This is a genomic window from Tessaracoccus zhenghani (assembly GCF_055326325.1).
In genome coordinates this window covers 1-22,674 of the sequence record NZ_JBUZNQ010000002.1, presented here as the reverse complement: position 1 = coordinate 22,674, position 22,674 = coordinate 1, and the positions used below count along the sequence as shown (strand labels likewise).

18 protein-coding genes and 1 tRNA gene are annotated in these 22,674 nt (G+C 64.9%); 11 read left to right on the top strand and 8 right to left on the bottom strand.

Annotated features, from left to right (window positions below):
- The first annotated feature begins 130 nt into the window (after positions 1 to 130).
- The 7 genes from ACZK4S_RS03870 to ACZK4S_RS03840 all read left to right on the top strand — a co-directional run bounded on the left by ACZK4S_RS03870 (position 131) and on the right by ACZK4S_RS03840 (position 5,733).
- Entirely contained in the window at positions 131 to 946 is an 816-nt protein-coding gene (locus tag ACZK4S_RS03870) for a DUF4397 domain-containing protein (protein ID WP_463643431.1), read from the top strand.
- A gap of 296 nt (positions 947 to 1,242) precedes the next feature.
- Positions 1,243 to 1,674: a class F sortase gene (locus tag ACZK4S_RS03865; protein ID WP_076063900.1), complete on the top strand. Its 432-nt coding sequence runs from the start codon at positions 1,243 to 1,245 to the stop codon at positions 1,672 to 1,674.
- 14 nt (positions 1,675 to 1,688) lie between these two features.
- Positions 1,689 to 2,231 carry an RNA polymerase sigma factor gene (locus tag ACZK4S_RS03860; RefSeq protein ID WP_182762308.1) on the top strand — a complete coding sequence of 181 codons (543 nt, stop codon included), beginning with the start codon at positions 1,689 to 1,691 and terminating at the stop codon, positions 2,229 to 2,231.
- A complete protein-coding gene (locus tag ACZK4S_RS03855; protein ID WP_463643430.1) occupies positions 2,228 to 2,923 on the top strand; it encodes an anti-sigma factor domain-containing protein in 696 nt (231 codons plus the stop codon). Before ACZK4S_RS03860 ends, ACZK4S_RS03855 begins: the two co-directional genes overlap by 4 nt.
- 82 nt (positions 2,924 to 3,005) lie before the next feature.
- Complete coding sequence (locus tag ACZK4S_RS03850; protein ID WP_463643429.1) at positions 3,006 to 3,863, top strand: Ltp family lipoprotein; 858 nt, start codon at positions 3,006 to 3,008, stop codon at positions 3,861 to 3,863.
- An 83-nt stretch (positions 3,864 to 3,946) separates the two neighbouring features.
- Positions 3,947 to 4,288 (top strand): alpha/beta fold hydrolase, encoded by a 342-nt coding sequence (locus ACZK4S_RS03845; protein ID WP_459397057.1) that lies wholly within the window; start codon positions 3,947 to 3,949, stop codon positions 4,286 to 4,288.
- Positions 4,289 to 4,509: 221 nt separating this feature from the next.
- The gene (locus tag ACZK4S_RS03840) at positions 4,510 to 5,733 is read left to right on the top strand and encodes a tyrosine-type recombinase/integrase (protein ID WP_463643428.1); all 1,224 of its coding nucleotides are present in this window, start codon (positions 4,510 to 4,512) and stop codon (positions 5,731 to 5,733) included.
- Positions 5,734 to 6,141: 408 nt separating this feature from the next.
- Here ACZK4S_RS03840 and ACZK4S_RS03835 read toward each other — a convergent pair whose 3' ends face one another.
- Entirely contained in the window at positions 6,142 to 7,038 is an 897-nt protein-coding gene (locus tag ACZK4S_RS03835) for a DUF4393 domain-containing protein (RefSeq protein WP_463643427.1), read from the bottom strand.
- A 384-nt stretch (positions 7,039 to 7,422) separates the two neighbouring features.
- Between ACZK4S_RS03835 and ACZK4S_RS03830 the strand changes: the two genes are divergently transcribed.
- From ACZK4S_RS03830 to ACZK4S_RS03820, 3 genes are all read left to right on the top strand, one after another.
- Entirely contained in the window at positions 7,423 to 7,683 is a 261-nt protein-coding gene (locus tag ACZK4S_RS03830) for a helix-turn-helix domain-containing protein (RefSeq protein WP_463643426.1), read from the top strand.
- The gene (locus tag ACZK4S_RS03825; protein ID WP_463643425.1) at positions 7,680 to 7,922 is read left to right on the top strand and encodes an FDXHR family putative zinc-binding protein; all 243 of its coding nucleotides are present in this window, start codon (positions 7,680 to 7,682) and stop codon (positions 7,920 to 7,922) included. The genes ACZK4S_RS03830 and ACZK4S_RS03825 overlap by 4 nt, the downstream gene beginning before the upstream one ends.
- 372 nt (positions 7,923 to 8,294) lie before the next feature.
- A complete protein-coding gene (locus ACZK4S_RS03820; RefSeq protein ID WP_463643424.1) occupies positions 8,295 to 9,350 on the top strand; it encodes a replication initiation protein in 1,056 nt (351 codons plus the stop codon).
- Between the two features lie 102 nt (positions 9,351 to 9,452).
- On the opposite strand, the gene ACZK4S_RS03815 is transcribed toward ACZK4S_RS03820, so the two are convergent.
- The 7 genes from ACZK4S_RS03815 to ACZK4S_RS03785 all read right to left on the bottom strand — a co-directional run bounded on the left by ACZK4S_RS03815 (position 9,453) and on the right by ACZK4S_RS03785 (position 21,268).
- Complete coding sequence (locus ACZK4S_RS03815) at positions 9,453 to 12,035, bottom strand: GIY-YIG nuclease family protein (RefSeq protein WP_463643423.1); 2,583 nt, start codon at positions 12,033 to 12,035, stop codon at positions 9,453 to 9,455.
- Positions 12,025 to 13,674 (bottom strand): Eco57I restriction-modification methylase domain-containing protein, encoded by a 1,650-nt coding sequence (locus ACZK4S_RS03810; protein ID WP_463643422.1) that lies wholly within the window; start codon positions 13,672 to 13,674, stop codon positions 12,025 to 12,027. Before ACZK4S_RS03810 ends, ACZK4S_RS03815 begins: the two co-directional genes overlap by 11 nt.
- Entirely contained in the window at positions 13,671 to 14,297 is a 627-nt protein-coding gene (locus ACZK4S_RS03805) for an N-6 DNA methylase (protein WP_463643421.1), read from the bottom strand. Before ACZK4S_RS03805 ends, ACZK4S_RS03810 begins: the two co-directional genes overlap by 4 nt.
- A 604-nt stretch (positions 14,298 to 14,901) precedes the next feature.
- Positions 14,902 to 14,977: transfer RNA gene (locus tag ACZK4S_RS03800), tRNA-Arg, on the bottom strand.
- A 68-nt stretch (positions 14,978 to 15,045) separates the two neighbouring features.
- On the bottom strand, positions 15,046 to 16,059 hold the full coding sequence (locus tag ACZK4S_RS03795) for a dihydroorotate dehydrogenase-like protein (protein ID WP_463643420.1): 1,014 nt from the start codon (positions 16,057 to 16,059) through the stop codon (positions 15,046 to 15,048).
- Positions 16,059 to 19,634 carry a pyruvate:ferredoxin (flavodoxin) oxidoreductase gene (gene nifJ / locus ACZK4S_RS03790; RefSeq protein ID WP_463643419.1) on the bottom strand — a complete coding sequence of 1,192 codons (3,576 nt, stop codon included), beginning with the start codon at positions 19,632 to 19,634 and terminating at the stop codon, positions 16,059 to 16,061. The genes ACZK4S_RS03795 and nifJ overlap by 1 nt, the downstream gene beginning before the upstream one ends.
- On the bottom strand, positions 19,631 to 21,268 hold the full coding sequence (locus ACZK4S_RS03785) for an NAD(P)-binding protein (RefSeq protein ID WP_463643418.1): 1,638 nt from the start codon (positions 21,266 to 21,268) through the stop codon (positions 19,631 to 19,633). The genes nifJ and ACZK4S_RS03785 overlap by 4 nt, the downstream gene beginning before the upstream one ends.
- Positions 21,269 to 21,697: 429 nt before the next feature.
- Here ACZK4S_RS03785 and ACZK4S_RS03780 point away from each other — a divergent pair, with 429 nt between their 5' ends.
- On the top strand, positions 21,698 to 22,666 hold the full coding sequence (locus ACZK4S_RS03780; RefSeq protein WP_386086559.1) for an IS30 family transposase: 969 nt from the start codon (positions 21,698 to 21,700) through the stop codon (positions 22,664 to 22,666).
- Positions 22,667 to 22,674: the final 8 nt, after the last annotated feature.

Below are 22,674 nucleotides of genomic sequence, written 5' to 3'. Positions count from 1 at the left end.
AGCGATCGGACCAACCTTAAAAAAACATTGAACAAGGTGCATCCACGGACCGGTCCCAGGCGGACTAAGGGGGCAGTAGCGCGAAAGCCGCGCTGCGCCGGCCTCAGGGCCCGGACCGAAAGGATCCATCATGCGAGCACGAATCTTCGCCGCGGCGCTGCCGCTGGCACTGGCCTGCGCGGTTGCCCCGAACATGGCAGCAGCTGACGAGCACGAAGCCACCGTCCACATCCTCCACGGCGTGCCCGGCCTCACGGTGGACGTCTACGCCAACGGCAACTCCCTCCTGACCAATTTCGCGCCCGGTACCCTCACCGACGCCGTGCAGTTGCCGGCCGGTTCCTACGACCTCAAGGTCACTGCCGCCGGTGCCGGTGCCGACGGGGAGGCCGCCATCGAGGCCAACGACGTCACCGTTCCCGGGGGCGCCAACATCACCGTCGTGGCCCACCTCGACGCCGACGGCAAGCCCATGCTCACGCCCTTCGTCAACGACGTGGCCGCCACCGCCGCCGGAGAAGGACGCCTCACCGTCCGCCACACCGCGGCGGCACCTGCCGTCGACGTGCGCGCCAACGGCACCGTGGCCTTCAGCAACCTCGCCAACCCTGACGAGATGAAGGCCGACCTCGCGGCCGGCACCGTGTCTGCCGACGTGGTGCTCACCGGCACCGACACCGTGGCGATCGGCCCGGCGGATGTGAACATCGCTGAGGGCGCCAACACCATCGTCTACGCCTGGGGCAGTGCGGCAGACGCCAACCTGGGGCTCGCCGTCCAGGTGATCGACGGTCTCCACAGCGCCCCCGGCGGCGTTCCCGGCGGCACCGGTGGACAGGCCGCTGCTGCGGACGCCACCAACTCCGCCGCCCTCCTCGCCGTGGCAGCACTCCTGGCGGCAGGCACCGGTGTGGTACTGGTGCGCAGGCGCGCCCTGGTCAACTGACCATCATGAGCCCTGACCGACGGCGCCCCGCCTTCGGAGTCGCAGCGGTGATCGCTCTCACGGCGATCACCGCCTGCGGCGGGCCGGTCGCCCAAGGGGTCCCGCCCTCCACCGCGCCGGCCCTCGCGACCTCGTCCCCGTCCCCGGCCGTTTCATCGGAAGCGCCCGACACGTCTCCCCCGCAGTCCCCCGCCCCGCCGACCTCAGCCCCCTCGCCTGCCTCCACACCGGCTGATCAGGTCGGCACCAGTTCGGCAGGACTAGCGGCTGCCACCACCCGGCCGTCACCGACCCGGATGATGATCCCCTCCCTGAAGATCGACATGCCGGTCTCACCTCAGGGCGTCGACGACATCGGCCTGATGGCCCTGCCACCCGATCCCGCAGAGGCTGGCTGGTACCGCTTCGGTCCGGCCCCCGGCGACACCCAGGGCGCCACCGTGATCGCGGCCCACGTCGACTCGAAGGAACTGGGCATCGGACCACTGGCGGACCTTCGCAGGCTTGCCCCCGGTGAGGTCATCGTCGTGCTCGACGCAACAGGGGTTGAGCATGCCTACCGCGTGGAGTCGGTTGACTCCGTGCCCCGCGCCGAACTCGACCTTGCGCAACTGTTCGCCCGCACCGGGACGCACCACCTCAATCTGGTCACGTGCGGAGGCCCCTATCTCCGTGACCGTGGCGGGTACCAGAACAACGTGATCGCCCGCGCCGTTCCCGTTTCTTGACCTAGGCTCTCTGTGTGGACTCCGATGACGTTGCGATGCTCAGCCGGGATGTCGCCGCGGGTTCACGCGAGGCCTTCGCGGCCATGTACGACCGGTGGGCGCCGCTGATCCACGGCTTCGTCCGGCGGAAGGTGGCACCCCCGGACGCCGATGCCGAAGACGTCACCCAGCAGGTCTTCGCCTCCGCCTGGTCGAGCAGGTCAGCGCTGGTTCCCGGTGAGACGGCATTGCCCGCCTGGTTGCTGGTGATCGCCCGACGGCGGGTGGCGGACCATTGGGAATCCCGCGCCCGCCACAACCGTCGCGTGGACGAGGCCCGCCGCTACAGCAGCACGGAGGACACCACAGAGCAGCCCGCCGACGACCGCCTCCTCGTCACCGCAGTCCTGGACGCCATGGGTGATCCGAAGCGGAAAGTGTTGCAGTTGGCCTTCTACGATGGCCTGACGCACGCGGAGATCGCCGACAGGTTGCAGATGCCCGTCGGCACCGTGAAGAGCCACATCCGACGGGGCTTGTTGATCGTGAAGGACGCCTGGAAGGAGAGCCAATCGTGACGACCCACCTCGAGAACGACCAGTTGCTCTCCCTGGCGCTAGCCGAGGATGACACAACGGATCAGTACGCGGCCCACCTTGCGTCGTGCCCCCGCTGCACGTCGGCCGTGGCGGATCTCCGCCTGGGCGCGCAGCTGGTCAGGGACGCGCAGGGTTCGCCCAGCCTGGCCGCGACACCGCCCCCACGGCTCCGGGCCCGCGTCCTCGAGGCCTCCGACGCACCGGTCACCGCCGGCACCACCACGTCCGGCCTGCGTTCCCGGTCATGGCCCTGGGTACTGGCGGCTGCCGTCTGCCTCCTGGTCGGCGTCGGCCTCGGCACACTGCTGGAGCTCCCGTCACGGGACGCGGCCCCGGTAACCGTGGCCTCCGCAGAACTCGCCCCCCTCGCCGACGACGCCACGCCTGCCTCCGCCCGCCTGGTCGACGGGGGCGACGGTCTGGTCCTTGTCGTGGAGGCACCGGTGTTCGACGCGAAGGAAGCCGACTACTTCGAGGTCTGGCTGATCAACGAAGACCTCCAGCGGATGGTGTCGGTGGGCATCCTGGAGCCCGACGGGGAGCAGCGCTTCCCTGTGACGCAGCGACTGTTGGACGAGGGCTACACCATCGTCGACATCTCCCGCGAGCTGTTCGACGACGCCCCCACGCACTCCGGCGACTCCCTGGTGCGCGGCGAACTCACCGACTGATCTTCCTTCGGTCGCCAGTTTTTGTCAGACCCCCTCTCTAGCGTCAATGACGTACACATCAATCGTCATTGGGGGAACCAACATGACACAGCAGCATCCAGCCGGCTGGTACACCCAGCCGGACGGCTCGTCCCGGTACTGGGACGGGACGCAGTGGGCAGACCCGGCCGCGCAGGCCACCCAGACCACGGCCGCAGCGCGGCGGCCCTGGTACACGAAGAAGCGCATCATCATCCCGGTGGTCGCGCTCATCGGCCTCATCGCCATCCTGCCCAAGGCCGGCGATGACACCGAGCAGGCCGCGCCCTTGGCCAGCGTCAGCGCAACGGCGGAGACCACGTCTGTCGCACCGGTCGAGGAGACCACCGCGGAGCCGCTCCAGGAAACCACCCCGGCGGCAGCCACCACGGAGGTGGCAGCACTCGAGACCACGGCCGAAGCCGCCCCTGAGACGACGCCGGTGGAGCCGGTGGAAGAGCCCGTGGTGGAGGAGCCGGCGGATCCGGGCCTCAGCGTCACCCAGGGCCAGGCGGTCGTCAGCGCCGAGAACTACATCAGCTTCGCCCCGTTCTCGCGCACCGGTTTGATCGGCCAGCTCGAGTACGAGGGCTTCGCCACTGCGGACGCCGAGTTCGCCGCTGACGCGATCGGCGCCGACTGGATGGAGCAGGCCGCGCTGAAGGCCGAGTCGTACCTCGAGTTCACCGCCTTCTCGGAGTCGGGTCTGGTGGACCAGCTCGAGTACGAGGGCTTCACGTCCGAGGAGGCCCTCTACGGGGTGGCCAACGTCACCGTCGACTGGATGGAGCAGGCGGCGCTGAAGGCGAAGTCGTACCTCGAGATGGGCGGATTCTCGCGCTCCGGCCTGGTGGACCAGTTGCTCTACGAGGGATTCTCGCAGGCACAGGCCGAGCACGGGGCGGAGTCAGTCGGGCTCTGAGCCCGCTGCGCTGGGGGGGGAAACCGGTCGGGACTGCGCTGGGGGGAGCGCAGTTCCGGCCTCCGCTGCTGGCGGCAGAGGCGTTGCACCTCGCTTCGCTGGCCCCGGCGGCCGTGGCGCCGGGGTCGGTTGAACGGATCGAGCGCGACGCGGCGGCGTTCTTCGGCCGCGACATCCCGGCCCTCCTGACCTGGCGCTACGGGCCGGACGAGGCCGTTTCCCTGGGTGCCCCGGTGCTGTACGTCGGCGGGACCGACAGCGGGCCGATGTTCCGCCAGACCAAGGCCTGGGTCCGGGAACTCTTCCCTGACGTGCAGACGGTCAGCATCTCGGGGGCGGGTCACGATCTCGCGCTCACGCACCCGACGGAGCTGGCCATCGCGGTGTCGCGCTTCCTGCAGAAGAACAGCAGGCCAGGGGCCTGACGGAAGCTGACTGGAGCGAGTGGCCCCGCGCTTCTCGACGCCAGGCGCGACGAAAGATGCGACTTCATTGGCGACCCCGGTTGGATTCGAAACAAGCGCGTATGGTGGCCTAGACACGCCTTTGACTAGGCACTTCACCATTTTCATCGTCACCAGCTGTCGCATACGGGATATCTATGGGATAGTTTGTCAAGAAGGAGCATCACAAGAGGGGGCCGACTATGGCACGCAAACCAAAGAAGGAGCCGGGCATTGAGGTGCGCGAGCTCAAGGACGGAACGCTGAGTTTTCGGGTCTACTACTCCGTGCCGGGTTTGGGGCAGGTCAAGGGCCCGCACCCCTTCACCACGCTGCAGGCCGCGCGCGCTTTCCGACTCAAGGCATTGGCCGCTATAGACGCGGGCAAGTGGACCCCGGACTTTGGCAGGTACCAGGAACCAAGCAGGGATGTGGCGCTTGGAGATGTCTGGGAGAAGCTCGCACGCCGGAAGCTCAGTACGGGCAGGTGGTCAAGGGGCAATCACGACACCCAGGAGTCCCACTGGCGTATCTGGATAGCCCCATATTGGGGAAGGGAACGAGAGGTTGCGAGCATCACACGGGCAGACGTTGACGAGTGGAGAGAGAACGTCTTGTCAGACGGCAAGAAGGTGCAGCATTCCGTATGGACCCTGTTCAGACAACTGATCGATTTCGCGATGGACGCGGAACTCACGACGCTAGCACGCAACCCTGCACGCGGGATGGATACCAGCGTAAAGAAGAGCCAGCGTAAGGAGGTCTACGGCTTCGAACTCCCCGACGTGAAGCGTTACATCGAAACAACACCCCCGGAGCACCGGGCACTTCTGGCACTCACCGCGCTAGCCGGCCTCAGAAGCGGAGAGGTGCGGGCTCTGCGGCGGAGGGACATCGACCTTGAGAACCGAATGGTGCACGTCAGGAACGCAGTCACGCGCTATCGGGACCGGGGGGCATACGTGACAGAGGTCAAGGCGGGGGGCAAGACACGCTCCGCTAGGCGTGACATCCCAATGACCGAAGAGTTGGCGGAAATCCTTGACGAGTACGTCCGTGCACACCCCCGCCTGCCTGAGGTTCTCCTCTTTCAACGTGAGGACGGTGGCCCCCTCTCCGAGTCCCGCACTAGGCAGGCCCATCTTGGGACACTGCGGAGAATGGGGCTCTTGCCCAGCGGGAGGCAGTGGAAAAAGCTCAGCGAAGCGGAGCGAGCCACTTACAAGGTGCCACGACAGCATGACATGAGGGCCTCTTTCGCCACTCAGCTCGCGGTTCAAAACACCCCGATGCACGAAGCCATGGAACTGATGGGCTGGAGTGACATGAAGATGGTCCTGCAGGTTTACGCACGCCACTTCCCTGAACGACGACGTGAGATCATGGCTCAGTTCGACAAGGCCTACAAGGAAGCAGGTACAGCGTGATGGCACTACTCAGGCCGGAACCACTCAAAACAAGCAAGGGCTACCTGCTCAGCGATTGCTGGGTGCCCATCGGGGTGCGCTGCAACGAGAGTTCCTGCCGGAAACTCACATGGGCATGGATCGCACCGTTAGGCGCCGGTGCCGGGACGGGGAACACCTCCCCAGTCTCCGCTGAGCACGCACGCGCGGAAGGCTCATGGGAGCGGCTTAGGCACCAGGCCCCGTGTAAACATCTCAGTGAGATGCCGGAACGGATCCCGGATGCGCAGGAACTGCAAAGGGCTATCACCGCATGGGAGCGGAACAGCCACAGGCGTCAGGCCATGCGAACCTTTGATCTGCAGTCGGGCGGCGTTAAGCCCGCTGTCAGGCGAGGTTAGAGCCCGACACCTGAGGCGGTCCACCGCGTTAGGAGTCGGTCGCTGGATGGGGCCACGAGGGCGGGCTCCCCACTGCCCGATAGAAGTCGCGCCCCCGAGCCGTTGCGGCGATCATGCCCTTGTCATACTTGATGGCCGGCCCCGCTACGCCTTCAGGACTCACAGGCAAGGCACTCTCTGCTTCGACCTTGGATGGCCAGTCATCGACCCAGGAGTATGCCGCTTCCTCGTCACCGTTCACGACGAGCCACTGTGAGTAATCCGCCTGGACAAGACCGAGCCGAATCCAGTTCTCAACCCAGCTCTCCAAGATGGGATCAGCGAAGGGCTTGCCGTCGTCGAATATGTGCATCACATGAGACCGAAGGGGATCGTACGCAGATCCGCCAGAGACCATCCGCTTCAACCTCGCGGCTGCTTGAGGACTGGATCCCAGCACGAAATTCAGTACAGGAACTTCGGCGGACGACAGTTGCTTGACAGCGTCAACAAACGAAGGATGAATGGTGTCCGCGTACGTGGCGGTCGATGCCCCAGCAAGCAGGTTGAGGTACATGTCCTTCAACAGAGGCTCATCCAGACTGTAGTTTAGGGCCTGCACCGCAGGTGCCGCTACAGAAGCCCTTGGGGCTTGGATTTCATCTTCTGGAGCGCCCTCCAGTTTGGCTGCTAGCTCGCGCTGGAAGTCGTCCTGGAAGTACTCTGCAGACACCCCAACCATTCGCGCGAGGGGCTGCAGGACTCTCAGGCGCATTTCCTGCCAGACCGCCTCACGCCTGCCATAGACTGCAGCAGCCCTGTCGAGAGCTCCTGTCTCCTTGGCCACGGCACGCACCGCGTCATTATCCCTGCGATTGGTCTCAGCGATATGCTTGGCGGCTTGGCCAGTTGCCGCTAGTCCAGCGGAGATGATTGGATCGGTCACGCTCCGCACCATAGCCCCACTGGGCGCGACTGAGTTGAATTAGCAACATTTCGCTCGGGGCTTGGGCTGTCCCATCGCCGCCCATCCACGTCCAAACTTGACAGAATCTGTCGCATAGACTATGATGTCCGTCGTTCCCCTCTCCTTTTTGCTAGGGGCAACCCCTGCGGGGCTGGCCAGATGCTCGCCCCTCAGGTTCGCTCAGTGCCTGCGGTGACCCTTCGGGGTGGGCCGTGGGAGGTCACCGGATAACCCAAGCAAACCGGTAGAGAGCTACCACGCTAGACGTGCGCTTTCGCCCCTGTCCGTAGCGGAGGGCAGCACAGAGGACACCCATCACAGGTGGACCTCTGAGCTGCTACTTCCATGGAAGGGGTTCACCATATGACCCACCCTGCAGGCGCTCTCGCGCCCAATCCCCTGCTCACCGTCACCCAAGCTGCGCGCTCGCTGGGCGTGTCGACGAAGACCATCTACCGCCGCATCTACTCCGGCGATCTGCCCACGTTGGACATCAGCCCCAGGGGTGCCGCCAAGGCTCAGCACAGAATCAAGCTTGAGGACCTCAATGCGCTGGCCAACCCCTACCCGGCCTACGGCTACAACCCCAAGGCTCAGGCGTTCGTTACGGGGGCGGCATCGTGAGGTGTACGGGTCGCAGCGCTCCAGGGCCGGTGCACTGCCGCGCCTGCTACCAATCCTTCGGAGGCAACAGCGCTGCAGACCGGCACAGGGCTGGCAGGCACGGGGAGCGCTCAGGTCCTGACCGCAGGCGCTGCCTGTCCCCTGCCGAACTGAGAGACAAGGGGGCTCACCCTGAACGCTGCCGGGGTCTGGGTAACCCAAGCCCCGGGGCTAGCTCTGGCCGCTGCGCGGGTCGCTAGGAGGGTCTGAGAGGGCATGACCTATACAGACACTAGCCCCAAGCCTGCGAGGCGCTCTATGAGCTACAGGGGAGGGCTTCCAGCGTGCACCACACGACGGCCCAGCGCCGAGGACACGTCTCTACCCCAGCGACTCCGGCTGTTCTACCACGTAGCCGACTGCGGGACCGTGTGCCGCTGTACTCACGATCAGCTGGCCGAACTCCTAGGAGAGGGCCTACCGACCCTAGCCAGCAAGCGCGCCCGAGTGACCCGGTCCCTAGAGTACGCGATCCACGCCGGGCTCCTGACGGAGTCCTCACAGGTGGGTTGTCTCCGGCCCTCCTACAGGGCAGACAACACCGTGACAGTCCGCAGAGGAGGTTTCTAGCCGTGGCGCTGTCTCACCTCAATCAACTTGAACTCAGAGAACTGGCCGCCGGCCACGGGCGTCCCGCCTACACGGAAGAGGAAGAGTGGTTCATCAAGCACAGGGTTTCCAAGATCGCCCGGGTAGGCAACCGCAAGGGAAAGGAGCAGTTCAGACTACGAAAGGCACGCACCGGGGAATGGCGGGACTGGAACATCATCGAGCTCAACAACGACCACATGCGGAACTTCCTCGCAGTGGACATCGACGGGGACGAGTCAGCTGAGGACAGGCAAGCAGAAGCCCTCAGGCGAGTGGCACATTGTCCCGTCCCCCCGCTTTGTATCGTCCCGTCACCGAACGGCTGCCACACGATCTGGTCGATCAGCTCCACGGCCAAGGGCACCGCTCCCGATCAGTGGGCCAAGGATGCCGAGTGGAACCTTCAGCAGTTGCTCGAGGCCGATCCTGGTTACACCGCTCACACGGTCCGCAACCCGGTGGCGCTATCGAACCAGACCATCTGGGTTGACCTGCACGTCTACAAGCTCGATGAGATCAAGCGGATGATCGGGGACAACTGGAAATATCGCAGTCCCTTCCCCAGCCAAAGACAAAGGCCCGACGGCCTGGGCCGGAACAGCGAGCTGTTCTCCCTCGCAGTTACCCTCCACCGGGGCCATCATGGGTACGAAGCCACACTGAGCTCCGTGAGCGAGGCCAACGCTCAGAGTTCAGACCCTCTTCCGCAACATGAGGTCGAAAGCATCGTCCGGTCTGCCCTCCGTCAGCGGCGAGGAACGTCACCGCATCTCGCTCACTGGGGTAGACGTGGAGGAAGACGCGGCAGTCAAGCGCAGCACGAGGCACGCGTGCAGAACATCACAGCGGTCAACCATGAAAGGCAGGAGGCAGCAGGCCAGAGGTACTCCCTCTGCGAAGACCTCTTTGCCCAAGGCCTAACCGTCCGGGAGACAGCAAGAAGGACAGGCATCCCTCGCAGCACAGTGGGTAGGTATCACCGATGGTCCAAGGGCGACCAACCCACTGCTACCCTCCCGGGGCAGACGAAGGCCTAGTCACCTATTCCCTGTGCTCCGGCATGGGACACCGGAACCCCCGCAGCTTGTCGCGTTGACAGGGTGCGGGGGTCCTCCACTTCGACAGACCTGCTCGTCGCCTCAGGTAGCTGGAACTCGCTCGACGGCCTCAACGGCAACCACGGTGTCGTACAGGCCGTAGTAGCGGAGGCCCTTATGCGAGCGAATGCCGGTGTAGGACAGGGAGGCATCTTCGTAGCGACGGAAGGCGAAGACCGCCTGGTTCATGTGGGCGGCGTTGAACACGCCCAAGCTCACCAGCAGATCAAAGTCGGCGACCGTGAGGCCAGTGACCTTCTTGAACAGGCCAGGTTCCAGTTTGGTGATCACGTCCTGCAACGTGTTCTCACGGAAGTCAGTGAGATACATGAACGCAGGGATGCGGGTAGCGAACTTGATCAACTTCTCTTGAATCTGCCTCCGCTTCGACTTGTACTCCTTCTCCTCGTCAGACAGTTCCTTCTGCTCGCTCTTAGAGAGGCTGTCCCCGTGCTCCTTCTTCGTCTTGGACACGGCCTCAGACTTGTTGACCACGGTCTCGAAGATCGCAGAGCCAAGCGCTCGGAAGCCCTCAATGTTCATCACGGCCTTCATGGCCGCCTCACTGCCCATGATCTTCTTCAGGGTGTCGTTGTCGACGTTGACCAAGATCGCCGACTCCCATTTCCGAGCCAGCAACGTAGCCGAGGTGCCAGACATGGCGATGTCCAGGATCGCGCCCGCATCGACCTGCGTCATGTTCGAACCGTCATAGGCCAACACAGGCAGGAAGCTCACCAGGTCCTCGACGGCCTTCTCTGGATTCGGAGCGTCAGGGGCCAGACCGTGCCCGTACTCGGAGATCTGCCGCAGCGCCCGCGTCGGGGCAAAGTCGAACACGAAACACACCGGCTTCAGCACTGCCTCTTCATGTGGATCATCCCCGTTGGGATTCTTGATCGCCCACGGCGACTGAACCCGGAACGCGGCCTGAAAATAGGTCTCTGGCGAGTTGAGGTTGCGGAGCATCAAGATCGAAGACCACTGCTTGACCGTCACCCCGGTGGTGAGCTTCCCACACGACAAGGTGATCGTCTTCGTGTCATGCCCATCACGGATCGCCTGCCGCACCGGGGGAAGGGCATCTAGCCCGATACCCGCCTTGGCGCCGGCCACGACAAGCACGTCGTAGTCGTGCCAGAACACGTTCTGCTTCTCTGCCAATAAGTTGGCCATCGCCTCACAGGCGGCGACGCTAGGCAGGAACCAGAACGAGTGCTGCAGGTACGGCAACAGCCGCACATCCGAGTACGGGAACGGTGGCCGCGTACCCATCTTCATCGCATCGGTCTGCGTTGGCATGTGCGACCCGCGAATGATGTCCAACCACTTCTGCACATCATCCTTGTGAGTGAACACCGCATCAGGGCCAGTGCCAGTGGCAGCGAAAAAAGCGTTGAGGTCGAACTCATCGAACTCACCCTCCCTCGCCACCGTGATCAACTCGTCGGGCATCTGGTAGGTCATGAGACGCATCTCCGGCAACGCCCCGTAGGGATTCCATGCGTCCGGATACTGCCTGGCGAAGTCGGCCTTGGCTTGCTGCTCATCGGTGTAGGTCCAGTTGAAGATCTGCTCCTCAATGAACTCACCCGTAGCCAAGGCCTTAAACGGAGTACCCGACAGGTAGAGGTAGGCGCGGGTGGTGATTGGGAGAAACTCGCTCTCATCACTGCCCAACACGTCAAGTTCTTCTTCGAACGTGTCCAGGCCAACGTTGAACTCCGCGTCCAGTTCCTTCTTAGCGACCTTCGCGTCCTCCCCTTCGAACAACTCCTTCGCGGACTCACGCCAAGCACCGAAGTGGTACTCGTCGAAAATGACCAGATCCCAATTCAGCTCATGGACCCACTCGTTCTTGGCCTTGATCAGTCCAGTCTTCGAGTCTCTGCCAAGCAGGTCCTGGAAGGAACCGAAGTAGACCAACGGCCGCGCAGGATCCACCTCATCAACGTCGATCCCAGTGGCCTTCGAACGGTACTGCCACCCATCGAAATCAACGTGTGACTCGAGGTCGGTCTGCCACGCATCCTCCACCGCAGGCTTGAAAGTCACCACGAGCACGCGACGAGCATCCAGGCGCTTCGCAAGCTGATAGGCGGCAAACGTCTTGCCAAACCGCATCTTCGCGTTCCACAGGAACCGCGGCACCGCGCTTGCGCGCTCGGCCCAGATCGAATGGAAATAGGCATGGGTCTTCTCCACTGCGGCGGCCTGCTCAGCGCGCATCGAGAACGTCTCATGATGAGTGCCCGACAGCGCCATCCCGCTCCGCACCTCCTCAATCGCGGTCTTCACATCAGCCGGCGTGCAGCGGATCCACTCACGTGACGACCCCAAGCTCGGATTCTCAAACCCTTTGTCGACCAGCCGCTGACGCACATGACTGTCCCGGAAGAACGAGCCGTCGATACGCTCAGCTGGCTCATCCAAATGCAACGTGTACGCCTGCTGCATCTGCCCCTGCGACTGACGGATCCGCTCATTCACATCCAGCCGAGTGGTCTGCCCCACCTTGATCAGTCCGACATAACCCGACGGCGGATCGTGAGGCGTCCACGCGTAAATGCGTAGCTTCCCGGTAGGTTTCTCCGGCAGGAGTTCGTTGATGTCCTTAGCCGCCATCGACGATCCCACCTGGTATGTCGTCGTGCTCAGCTACCTGGGATTCTATGAAGGTGACCTCTTCATCCGTGAAGCCGTAGCGTTCGTACAGTGCCTCATCGGTCCAGTGGCGGTCCAAAGGGACGATAGGTACGAAGCCATAAACCTGCTTTAGAGCGTCCTGAGTGGGCTTACGCAGCGACACCAAGAACCGAACGAACCTGGTCCGCAGATAGGTCGCTAGACGTGAGGCCGCGGTCTCGTCCGGGTAGTGACCTGCGACGATGTAGGTCTCGGTGCAAGCGGTCATGGGTGGTGCAACGATTGGCTTCGCCAAGAACTTCGTCTCAACAGCTGCGCTGGTGCCATGAATCCTCGTCATGAGGACCTTCCAGTCGTCGACCCACCCCGGATTGGTTTTGATCTCGTTTCGATCGATCCAGTCATACCGCTGATTTGCGTACAACTTCACCGCGTCCGCAAGGCCACGTACGTCTGCTGGACCGCGGTAGTTCGTTGCGATTCCGAATGGCCGTTGGCTTGAAACCTGCTGGTCCATGGTGGGCTCCGCCTTGCCACGAACCTTCTCGAGAATCGGAACTGCCTCGTTTCTGCGAACGAGGATGTCGAACTCATCTAGGAATCGGTTGACCGAGGGACCGAGGGGTTTTCCGTCCCACATGGTCTGCACTTCGCAGGGGCCGTCATGCTCCTTCTGCCAAAGGAAGTAGGAGATCCCACCCCGGATCTTCACTCCTGGGAAGCCTTCATAGAGTTTGGGGAAGTCGACAATCCTGCGCATGCGACGGTCGTTCAGCATTCGTTCGCGGAAGTCGTTAAGGCCCATTCCTCCCGAGAACCATCGGGAGGGAGTCACCATCACCAGGAACCGTGGGTCCAGTTTCTGCGCTTGCTCCACGAACTGGTGGTAAATCGGCCTAGCCTGGTTGCCGTACCCTTCAGTACTCAACTGGTACGGCGGGTTGCCGATGATGACGTCGAACTGCATGTGCGCTCCGAACAGTTGGTGGATGAGCGAGTGGGGATCGTCGGTGTGGATCATCGCGTAGGCGTGGGTCTCGAGTTCATCGCCGCGTTGGTAGTCGCGCTCGTTCGCGCCGCAGTAGGTACAGCGTCGGTTGATGTAGACCGTCGACTCTTCACTGGTGACCGGGTCGTAGCGGATCTCGGGAGTGCCGCCGACCCAGGTATGTTCGGTGCGCTCGAACCAGATGTTGCCGTCTTCGGTGGTGAAAGACTTGGCGATGGAGTGCTTGCCGTTGGCGTACTTCGAGCAGTACACGCTGCGGCGGGCCAGCAGCGCAGTCAGTTCGGTGATGCCGATCCCGAAGACCTGCTTGGTGAGGATGTGGTCCACCCGTTCATGAAGATCGGAGATCTTGGTGGCCAAGCCGTCGGTAAGCCGGCGGGTGATCTCTCGGAGGAACACGCCCGACTTCACGAACGGGTCAAGGAAGGTGACGTTGGGATCGGCCCAGATGTTTCCGCCATCGTTGGCCTCCGCCCAAGCATCGGCCACGAGATCGAGCATGGCGTTGGCCATCTCTGGAGGAGTGAACACTTCGTCACTGGAGAGGTTGGCGATGCACGTGAGCACGTCCGGGTTGTGCCCGCGGATGGCCAGCGGAGCCTGCGTCATTGGGCGATGTCCTCCATCGTCATGGGCGGGTACGAGCGCGTTGGGATGAACAACTCGTCATCCGTCAGCTCGCCAAACAGGGTGCCCTCAAAGGATGCACGTTGCGTGAGGTCTTGAAAGCGGAAGTCGCGACGCTGGAACCTGCCCTTACCGAGGTACGCCCATTCGGGGAACAGGATCGGCTCTCCCGTCGGGACCTTCATGGTGAGGGCGTCGCCTTGGACCACGTTGACGGCTAAGACGTTGCGGGCAGCGTTCAGGAGCAAGTCATCATCGGAGAGCTTGAAGGTCTCCGTGAGCAGTTCAGCCAGATTGGCGCGGCACTCCTCCGCGTTATCCGTGAGGAGTTCAATGCCATAGATGCACATTACTGAGAGGAGCCCATAGTGGCGCAATTCGAAGTCGCTGCTTCGATGCTTAGTCACAACGGTGGACAACTTACGCGCCAATACAGGGACGAGGAAGTTCCCGGACCCACAGGCGGGCTCGAGCACGCGCGCGTCGATGCGCTCCGTCTCGTCCTTGACCAGATCAAGCATGTCTTCGACCATCCAAGCAGGGGTGAACACCTCCCCGTGGTCAGCTACGCGTTGTCTGGACCTCACCAGTCGCTCTGAAGCCATAAGTCCTTCGTCCCCATTACCGTGGCACCAATTCTCTCAGTCTCCCAGAGAACACACGTTGCGTGGCGACCACCAGCAAGTAGAGGTGGGGAGTTCCGACGGCCTTCTGATGGTGGCAACCACTCAGCCGCTCAATACGATCAGGCCAGCCGAACCGCTCAGGGGGTCGCCCCCCAGGTGGGTGATCTGTTCCATGGCCCGTTCGTCGCGGCGTTGCTCCGGTGCATCAGGCGTGCGGCGGGGCCCCGGGGAGTTGGGAGACAGACCCAGGGATCCCGCTTGCGCTCGCGGTCAGCGGGATGACAAATCCCTCGTAGCGTGGCGCGCCCGGGCCCGGGAACACTCCTAGAACGCGAGGGGGCAGCGCTAGGACCGCCTAGCCCACCCAAGGGCACACAGACACCCCCGCCAAATCCCCGGCGCTCCTAGCTCAGACCCTGCTGTGGAAGCTGCGCGTGACAGAGGCAGGACCCTCCCTGATGATCCCAGCTGCGTGGGATATCCCTGGGATAGGAATTGTCCAATACTGTCCCCCTGGACCGGGCACTGGAGGCTTAAACCCCCAGCCAAAGACGCTCACGGTCTACGTTCGCGCTCACAGAGTTGGCGACCCCGGTTGGATTCGAACCAACGACACCCGCTTTAGGAGAGCGGTGCTCTATCCCCTGAGCTACGGGGCCAACCAGGTCAGGATACCGGCCTGAGAGCCGCCCCGCACAACGGGCGCGGCGGCGCTCCGGACTGTCGTTCAGCGAAGCGATCCGTAGGTGGCCTTGGCCTTCTCCAACGCCGAGACGTACCCGGAGCGCTCGTAGACGTCGGCGGCCGCTTCCTTCGGCACGCTCAGCAGCCCGCGCGCCTGGTGCAGCGTCAGGTCGCGGTCCTCCAACCAGGCGGCCAGTTCGTCGACGAGCACCTCGGCGTAGGCGGGGCCGCGTCGGATCAGCGATGAGGTGGTCATCACGACGTCGGCTCCAGCCAGGATGTATTTGATGACGTCTTCCGGCCGGTCCACGCCGGTGGTGGCGGCCAGCGACGCAGCGATCTTGCCGCGGAGCACCGCGATCCAGGTGCGCGGCAGGCGGGCCTCCACCGGGGAACTCAGCGAGACACCGGATTCGACGGTGACCCTGTCCACGTCGATGTCGGGCTGCAGGAAGCGGTTGAACAGCACCACGCCGTCCGCGCCGGCGTCCACCAGGCGCAGCACCATGTTGCCCACCGACGAGAAGTACGGGCTGATCTTCACGGCCACGGGTACGTCGACGGTGCTCTTCACCGCCGCGACGATCTCGAGGTGCCTCTCCTCCACGGCCGCGCCGGTCATCGTGATGTCACCGGGCACGAAGTAGATGTTCAGCTCGATCGCCGAGGCGCCGGCGTCCGCCAGGCGGCGGGCCTGTTGGGTCCAGCCACCCATCGACGCGCCGTTCAGCGAGGCGATCAGAGGTACGTCGATCGCCTTGGCGCCCTGCTCGACCAGCTTCAGGTATGCGTGGCTGGCGTCCTTCTGCGAGGCGGGCACCGTCGGGAAGTAGCTGAGCGCCTCGGGGAAAGAATTGTCGTACATCTCCTCCAGCGCGGCGGCGGCCTCGGCCTCCCGGCGGAGCTGTTCCTCGAACAGCGAGTACATCACGACGGCTCCGACGCCGCCGTCGGCCAGCGCCTTGATGCCGGCCACCGACTGCGACAGTGGCCCGGCCGAGGCGACGACCGGGTTGCGCAGGGAGAGGCCCAGGTAGGTGGTGGTCAGGTCGGTCATCAGTCTCTCCTCGGGTCTGCAGCGAAGGAATCAGCGCCGCGGGCGGCGAGCTGTTCGTATTCACCCCACCGGCGGTCGATCTGTTCCTGTGCCAGGGAGAGCAACCGATCGGCCTCCTCCGGGTCTGCGGCCCGCAGCACGCGGTAGCGCAGCTCGACCGACTGGTACTCGGCCAGCGACAGCCGCGGGCGCGGGGAGTCGAGCAGGAAGGGGTTGCCGCCGGCGTCGCGGATGACGGGGTTGTAGCGCATCAGCGGCCAGTGACCGGAGTTGACCGCCTTGTACTGCTGGTCCAGGCCCTTGCGCATGTCGAAGCCCTGGGCGATACAGTGGCTGTAGGCGATGATCAGGCTGGGGCCGTCGTAGGCCTCCGCCTCGCGGAACGCCTTGAGCGTCTGCTGCGGGTCCGCACCCATGGCGACGCGCGCCACGTACACAGACCCGTAGGCCGAGGCCTGCAGCGCGAGGTCCTTCTTGTTGGTGGTCTTGCCGCCGGAGGCGAACTTCGCGACGGCGCCCATCGGCGTCGACTTCGAGGCCTGGCCGCCGGTGTTGGAGTACACCTCGGTGTCCAGCACGAGGATGTTGACGTTGCGACCGGAGGCCAGCACGTGGTCCAGGCCACCGGAGCCGATGTCGTAGGCCCAGCCGTCGCCGCCGACGATCCACACGGAGCGCCGCACCAGGTGGTCTGCCACCGAGCGGAGGTCCTCCGCGGCGGTGCCGGTGAGGTCGGTCAGCCTCGGGAGGAGCAGCTTGACCCGCTCCATCTGCGCCGCGATCTCGGAGCCCTGCCGCTGCCTCGCACCCAGGATGGCGTCGACGAGGTCGTCGTCGCCGATCTGCCCCTTCAGCTCCAGGAGCCGACGGCGGGCCAGGTCCTCGTGGAGGTCTGCGGCCAGCCGCATCCCCAGGCCGAACTCGGCGTTGTCCTCGAACAGCGAGTTGGACCAGGCCGGGCCGCGACCTTCGGCGTTCTTCGCCCACGGCGTGGTGGGAAGGTTGCCGCCGTAGATGGACGAGCACCCCGTCGCGTTGGCGATGGTGGCGCGGTCGCCGAACAGCTGGCTGAGCAGCTTCAGGTACGGGGTCTCGCCGCAGCCCGAGCAGGCTCCGGAGAACTCGAACAACGGCTCCAGGAACTGGGTGCCGCGCACGGTGCCGAAGTCGACGTTGACGCGCTTGTTGACCGGGAGTTCCTCGAAGAACTCGACGGCCTCGATGTCCTTGCTGCGGTCCAGCTTCGGCACGAGGTTGATGGCACGGCGGTTCAGCTGACCGATGGGCTTGACGGGACACGCCTCCACACAGAGGCCGCAGCCGGTGCAGTCCTCGACGTAGACCTGCAGCGTGTAACTCGTCGACGGGAGGCCGGCGGCGTTCAGGGGTGCGCTGAGGAAGCCGTCGGGCGCGCCGTCGAGCATCTCGGTCGGGTAGGACTTGGCACGCAGCACGGCGTGCGGACAGACGAAGGCGCAGTTGCCGCACTGGATGCAGGCCTCCTCGTCCCACTCGGCGACGATCTCGGAGATGTTGCGCTTCTCGAACTTCGTCGTGCCGGAGGGGTACGTGCCGTCAACGGGCATCGCCGAGACGGGCAGGTCGTCGCCGCGGCCCTGCAGCATCGTCGCGGTGACGGTGCGGACGAACTCGGGCGCATCCGACGGCACCGGCGGGATGAAACCCCGGCCGGAAGTGGCGTCGACGGGGATGTCGAGCTGGAAGAGGTCCGCGAGCGCGGAATCGACCGCCTCGTGGTTCTTCCGGACGACCTCGGCCGACTTGCGGGCGTAGGTCTTGGAGATGGCGTCCTTGATCTTGCGGATCGCCAGTTCCCTGTCGAGCACGCCGGAGATGGCGAAGAAACAGGTCTGCAGGATGGTGTTGGTGCGGCTGCCCAGGCCCGCCGCGCGCGCCACCTTGCCGGCGTCGATCACGTAGACCTTGAGGCCCAGTTGGATGATCTTCTCCTGCATGGGCTGCGGCAGGTGGTGCCACGTCTCGCGCGGGCCGTACGGGGAGTTCAGCAGCAGCGTGGTGCCGGGCCGCGCGAACTCCAGCACGTCGACGCGCTCCAGGATGGACCAGTGGTGGCAGCCGATGAAGCCTGCCTGGCTGACCAGGTACGGCGCCTTGATCGGATTGGGGCCGAACCGGAGGTGCGAGACGGTGCGCGAGCCGGACTTCTTCGAGTCGTAGACGAAGTAGCCCTGCGCGAACAGGTCCTCGGAAGAGCCGAGGATCTTGATGGTGTTCTTGTTGGCGCCGACGGTGCCGTCGGAGCCCAGCCCGTAGAACACGGCGCGCAGGGTCTCGGGGTCCTCGAGGTCCAGCGTCGGGTCGTAGTCGAGCGACAGGTGCGTCACGTCGTCGTTGATGCCGACGGTGAACCGGGGCCGCGGGTGCTCGGAGCCCAGCTCGTCGAAGATCGCCTGCACCATCGCGGGCGTGAACTCCTTCGACGACAGGCCGTAGCGACCACCGATCATCTGGGGCAGCGAGGCCCGCCGACCGTTGGCGACCGCCTCGCCCAGCACGGAACTGACGTCGAGGAACAGCGGCTCGCCTGAGGCGCCGGGCTCCTTGGTGCGGTCCAGCACCGCGAGGCGCCGCACGCTCTCGGGCAGGGCGGCGAGCAGGGCCTCCGTCGGGAACGGGCGGTACAGGCGCATCTGGATGACCCCGACGCGCCCGCCGTCGGCATTGAGCCTGTCCACCACCGGGGTGACGGCCTCGATGCCCGAGCCCATGATGATGACGACCCGCTCCGCGTCCTCGGCGCCGTGGTACTCGACGAGGCCGTAGCTGCGGCCGGTGAGCGCCTCGAACTGGTACATGGCGTCGGTCAGGACGCCGGGCACCCACTCGTAGAACGCGTTGGACGTCTCGCGTGACTGGAAGTAGGTGTCCGGGTTCTGCGCGGTGCCGCGGATGAACGGGTTGGCGGGGCTGAGGGCGCGGCCGCGGTGCTCGAGCACCAGGTCGCGCGGGATGAAGGCGCGCAGCTGGTCGTCGGTGAGGCGCGTCATGGTGTTGAGCTCGTGCGAGGTGCGGAACCCGTCGAAGAAGTGCACGAACGGCAGGCGCGTGCGCAGCGTGGCGTGGTGCGCGATGGCGGCCATGTCGTGGGCCTCCTGCACCGACGCGGAGCTGAGCAGACACACGCCCGTCTGCCGCACGGCCATGACGTCCTGGTGGTCGCCGAAGATGGACAGGCCCTGCGTCGCGAGGGAGCGCGCGGCGACGTGGAACACCGTCGAGGTCAGCTCACCCGCGATGCGGTACATGTTGGGGATCATCAGCAGGAGGCCCTGCGACGCGGTGAACGTCGTCGACAACGCACCACCCTGCAACGCGCCGTGCATCGCCCCGGCGGCGCCGCCCTCGGACTGCATCTCGATGACGGTGGGCACCTGCCCGTAGATGTTGGGGCGGTGGTGCGCCATCCACTCGTCGGCGAGTTCCGCCATGGTGGAGCTGGGCGTGATGGGGTAGATAGAGCACAGTTCGCTCACCCGGTAGGCGACGTCAGCCGCTGCCTCGTTGCCGTCGATGATGGCCTGCAGGCTGCTCATCGTCCTCCCTCCGGAATCATCTCGATGGCGTGCACCGGACACTGCTCGTAGCAGGTGGCACAGCCCGTACATTTTTCGTAGTCAAAGCGGTACCGGTTGCCCTTGCCCAGCTTGATGACGGCGTCCTCCGGGCAGGCGCCGAAGCAGCCGTCGCACTCGAAGCAGTTACCGCAACTGAGGCACCGGCGCGCCTCGAAATTCGCCTCCTCGTCGGTGAGGCCGGAGACGATCTCGGCGAAGTCGCCGATGCGGTCCTCCCCCTCCGTCTCCTGGTGCTGCCGACGGCCGTGGTCGCCGAAGTACCACACGTTCATCTGGTCGAGGGTGACGACGGGGTGCTTCAGCGGCGTGACCCATTCCTCGGTGTTGAGGTAGGCGTCGATTCGCTTGGCCGCCTTCTTGCCGTGGCCGGTGCCGATGGTGACGGTCCGGTCCGACGGCACGGCGTCGCCGCCGGCGAAGATGCCGGGCACCGCGGTCATCAGCGAATGCGGATCGACGTCGACCACGTCGTCGTTGAAGCTCATGCCGGGGATGGCGCGGAGGAAGTCGGTGTCGGCGCGCTGGCCGAGCGCGAGGATGACGGTGTCGGCGGTGAGCGTCTCGTACCTGCCGGTGCCGCGGGCCCTGCCCTCCTCGTCGATCTCCATGACCTCGACGGTGAGGTCCTCGTCGTGCATCTCCCTGATGGTGCGCAGCCAGTTCATCTTGACGCCCTCTGTCTGGGCGCCCTCGAGTTCCTCGGCGTGGGCGGGCATCTGTTCCTCGGTGCGCCGGTAGACGACGACCGACTCCTCCGCGCCGAGCCGCCGGGCGACCCGGGCTGCGTCCATGGCCGTGTTGCCGCCGCCGTAGACGGCGACCCGGCGGCCGATGACCGGCCGCTCGCCCGAGGCGACGTCGCGCAGGAAGCTCACCGCGTCGACCACCCGTGTGGCGTCTGCCGAGGGGATGTCGACGCGCTTGGAGATGTGGGCGCCGACGGCGACGAACACCGCGTCGAACCGGCCCTGCTCCTGCATGGCCAATAGGTCCTTGATGGGGGTGTTCTGCCGGAAGACGATGCCCATCTCGCGGAGGCGGTCGATCTCGGCGTCCAGCACGTCGCGCGGGAGGCGGTACTCGGGGATGCCGTAGCGCATCATGCCGCCGGGGAGGTCACCGGCGTCGAAGATCTCCACGGCATGGCCGAGGCGGGCGAGGTGGTACGCGGCGGAGAGGCCTGAGGGACCTGCGCCCACCACCATCACGCGGCGGCCGGAGGCGCGGCGGACCTTGGGGAACTGCCAGCCCTTCTCGATGGCGAGGTCGCCCAGGTAGCGCTCCACGGAGTGGATGCTGACGGCGGAGTCGAGCTCCTGACGGTTGCAGGCGGTCTCGCACGGGTGGTAGCAGACGCGCCCGTGGACGGCGGGGAACGGGTTGTCGGCCACTAGCTGTCGCCAGGCCGCCTCCGCCTCGCCGGCCTTGATGAGCCTCAGCCATTCCTGGATGTTCTCGCCCGCCGGGCACCCCGCGTTGCACGGCGGGAGCATGTCCAGGTAGATGGGACGGCGCGAGCGTACCGCCGCCACCCGTCCTTGGCTCGCACTGAGATCCGGTTGGACCGTCATGTCCTTGCGGTCGGAGGTCATCGTCGTCCCTTTCCCTTACTACTACTGGTCATAGTAGGGGGCGGGGGTATTTGCCTCCAGAGGGGGTGTCCCCAAACGTTGGGGCCGCGCCGTGCCCATGAGCAATTGGATGGGGTCACGGGCGCGACACGCCGCGAGTTCAGGGGGTGAGTGCAACAGATCTGAAGGGGATGTGTTGTGTCGGTCGCGGAGAAGCGTGGGGTTGCCCTTGCCGGGTTGGCTGAGGGGCTCAGTGCGCGAGAAGTCGCACGGGGGTTGGGTATCTCGCCTGGGATGGTGTGGAGGTGGGCCAAACTCGAGGGTGTGAAGTTGCAGCATGGGCGGCTCGGGGGTGTGCCCGAGCTGCGGCCGCGGGCGGCGCGGGAGCCGCGTCGGGTGCCCGAGGGGGACTGGGTCGATTGCAATGGCAGGCTGACTCAGGCGGGTCGGATGGTGATCGCGATCCGGCTGAGCGAGGGACGTGGTGACACGTGGATCGCTGCCGAGTTGGGGGTGGCCCGTTCGACGGTGTGGCGGGAGCGTCAACGCGGATCCGTTGAGGGTAAGTACCGGTGGCGTCCCGCGCAGACACGTGCCGACCAGGCCCGGAAACGGCCGAAGCCTGGGAAACTGGCCCCTGGTAGCGCGGTGCGTGCTGAGGTGGTCGAGCGGTTGAAGCGGCGTGATTCTCCCGAGCAGATCTCGGGCCGGTTGAAACTCGAATTCCCTGACCGGGAGGACATGTGGGTGAGTCACGAGACGATCTACCAGGCGCTCTACATCCAGACCGCCGGGTCACTGCGTCACGAATTGACGGTTGACAAGGCGTTACGTCAGGGCCGCAGCAAACGTCGACCGAGATCGAAGCTGCCTGCTAAACCCCGGGGCTGGATCGGGGAGGACGCGGTCCTGGCGAAACGTCCCGAGGAGGCTGACGACAAGCGGGTGCCAGGCCACTGGGAAGGTGACCTGATCATCGGGTCGGATCTACGCTCCGCGCTGGTCACCCTCGATGAGCGTCACACGAAGTACACGATGATGCGGCGGGTCTGTGTCCATGACACCTTCACCGTCACCGACATCCTCACGATCATGGCCCGAGAGTTACCCGCTTCGCTGTGGCGCTCGTTGACCTGGGACCAGGGCGTAGAGATGGCCGCCCATCACCGATTCACCGACGAGACCTCCTGCAAGGTGTACTTCTGTGATCCCCACTCCCCGTGGCAGCGTCCCACCAACGAAAACAGCAACGGACTCAAGCGTCAGTACTTCCCCAAGGGCACCGACTTCACCCGTGTCACCGACGCAGAAGTCGCCGCGGCCGAGTACGAACTCAACACCCGCCCCCGGAAGGGCTTGGATTACGAGACCCCTGCTGAGAAACTGGCCAAACTAGTTGGTGTTGCACCCACCGATTGAATCCGCCC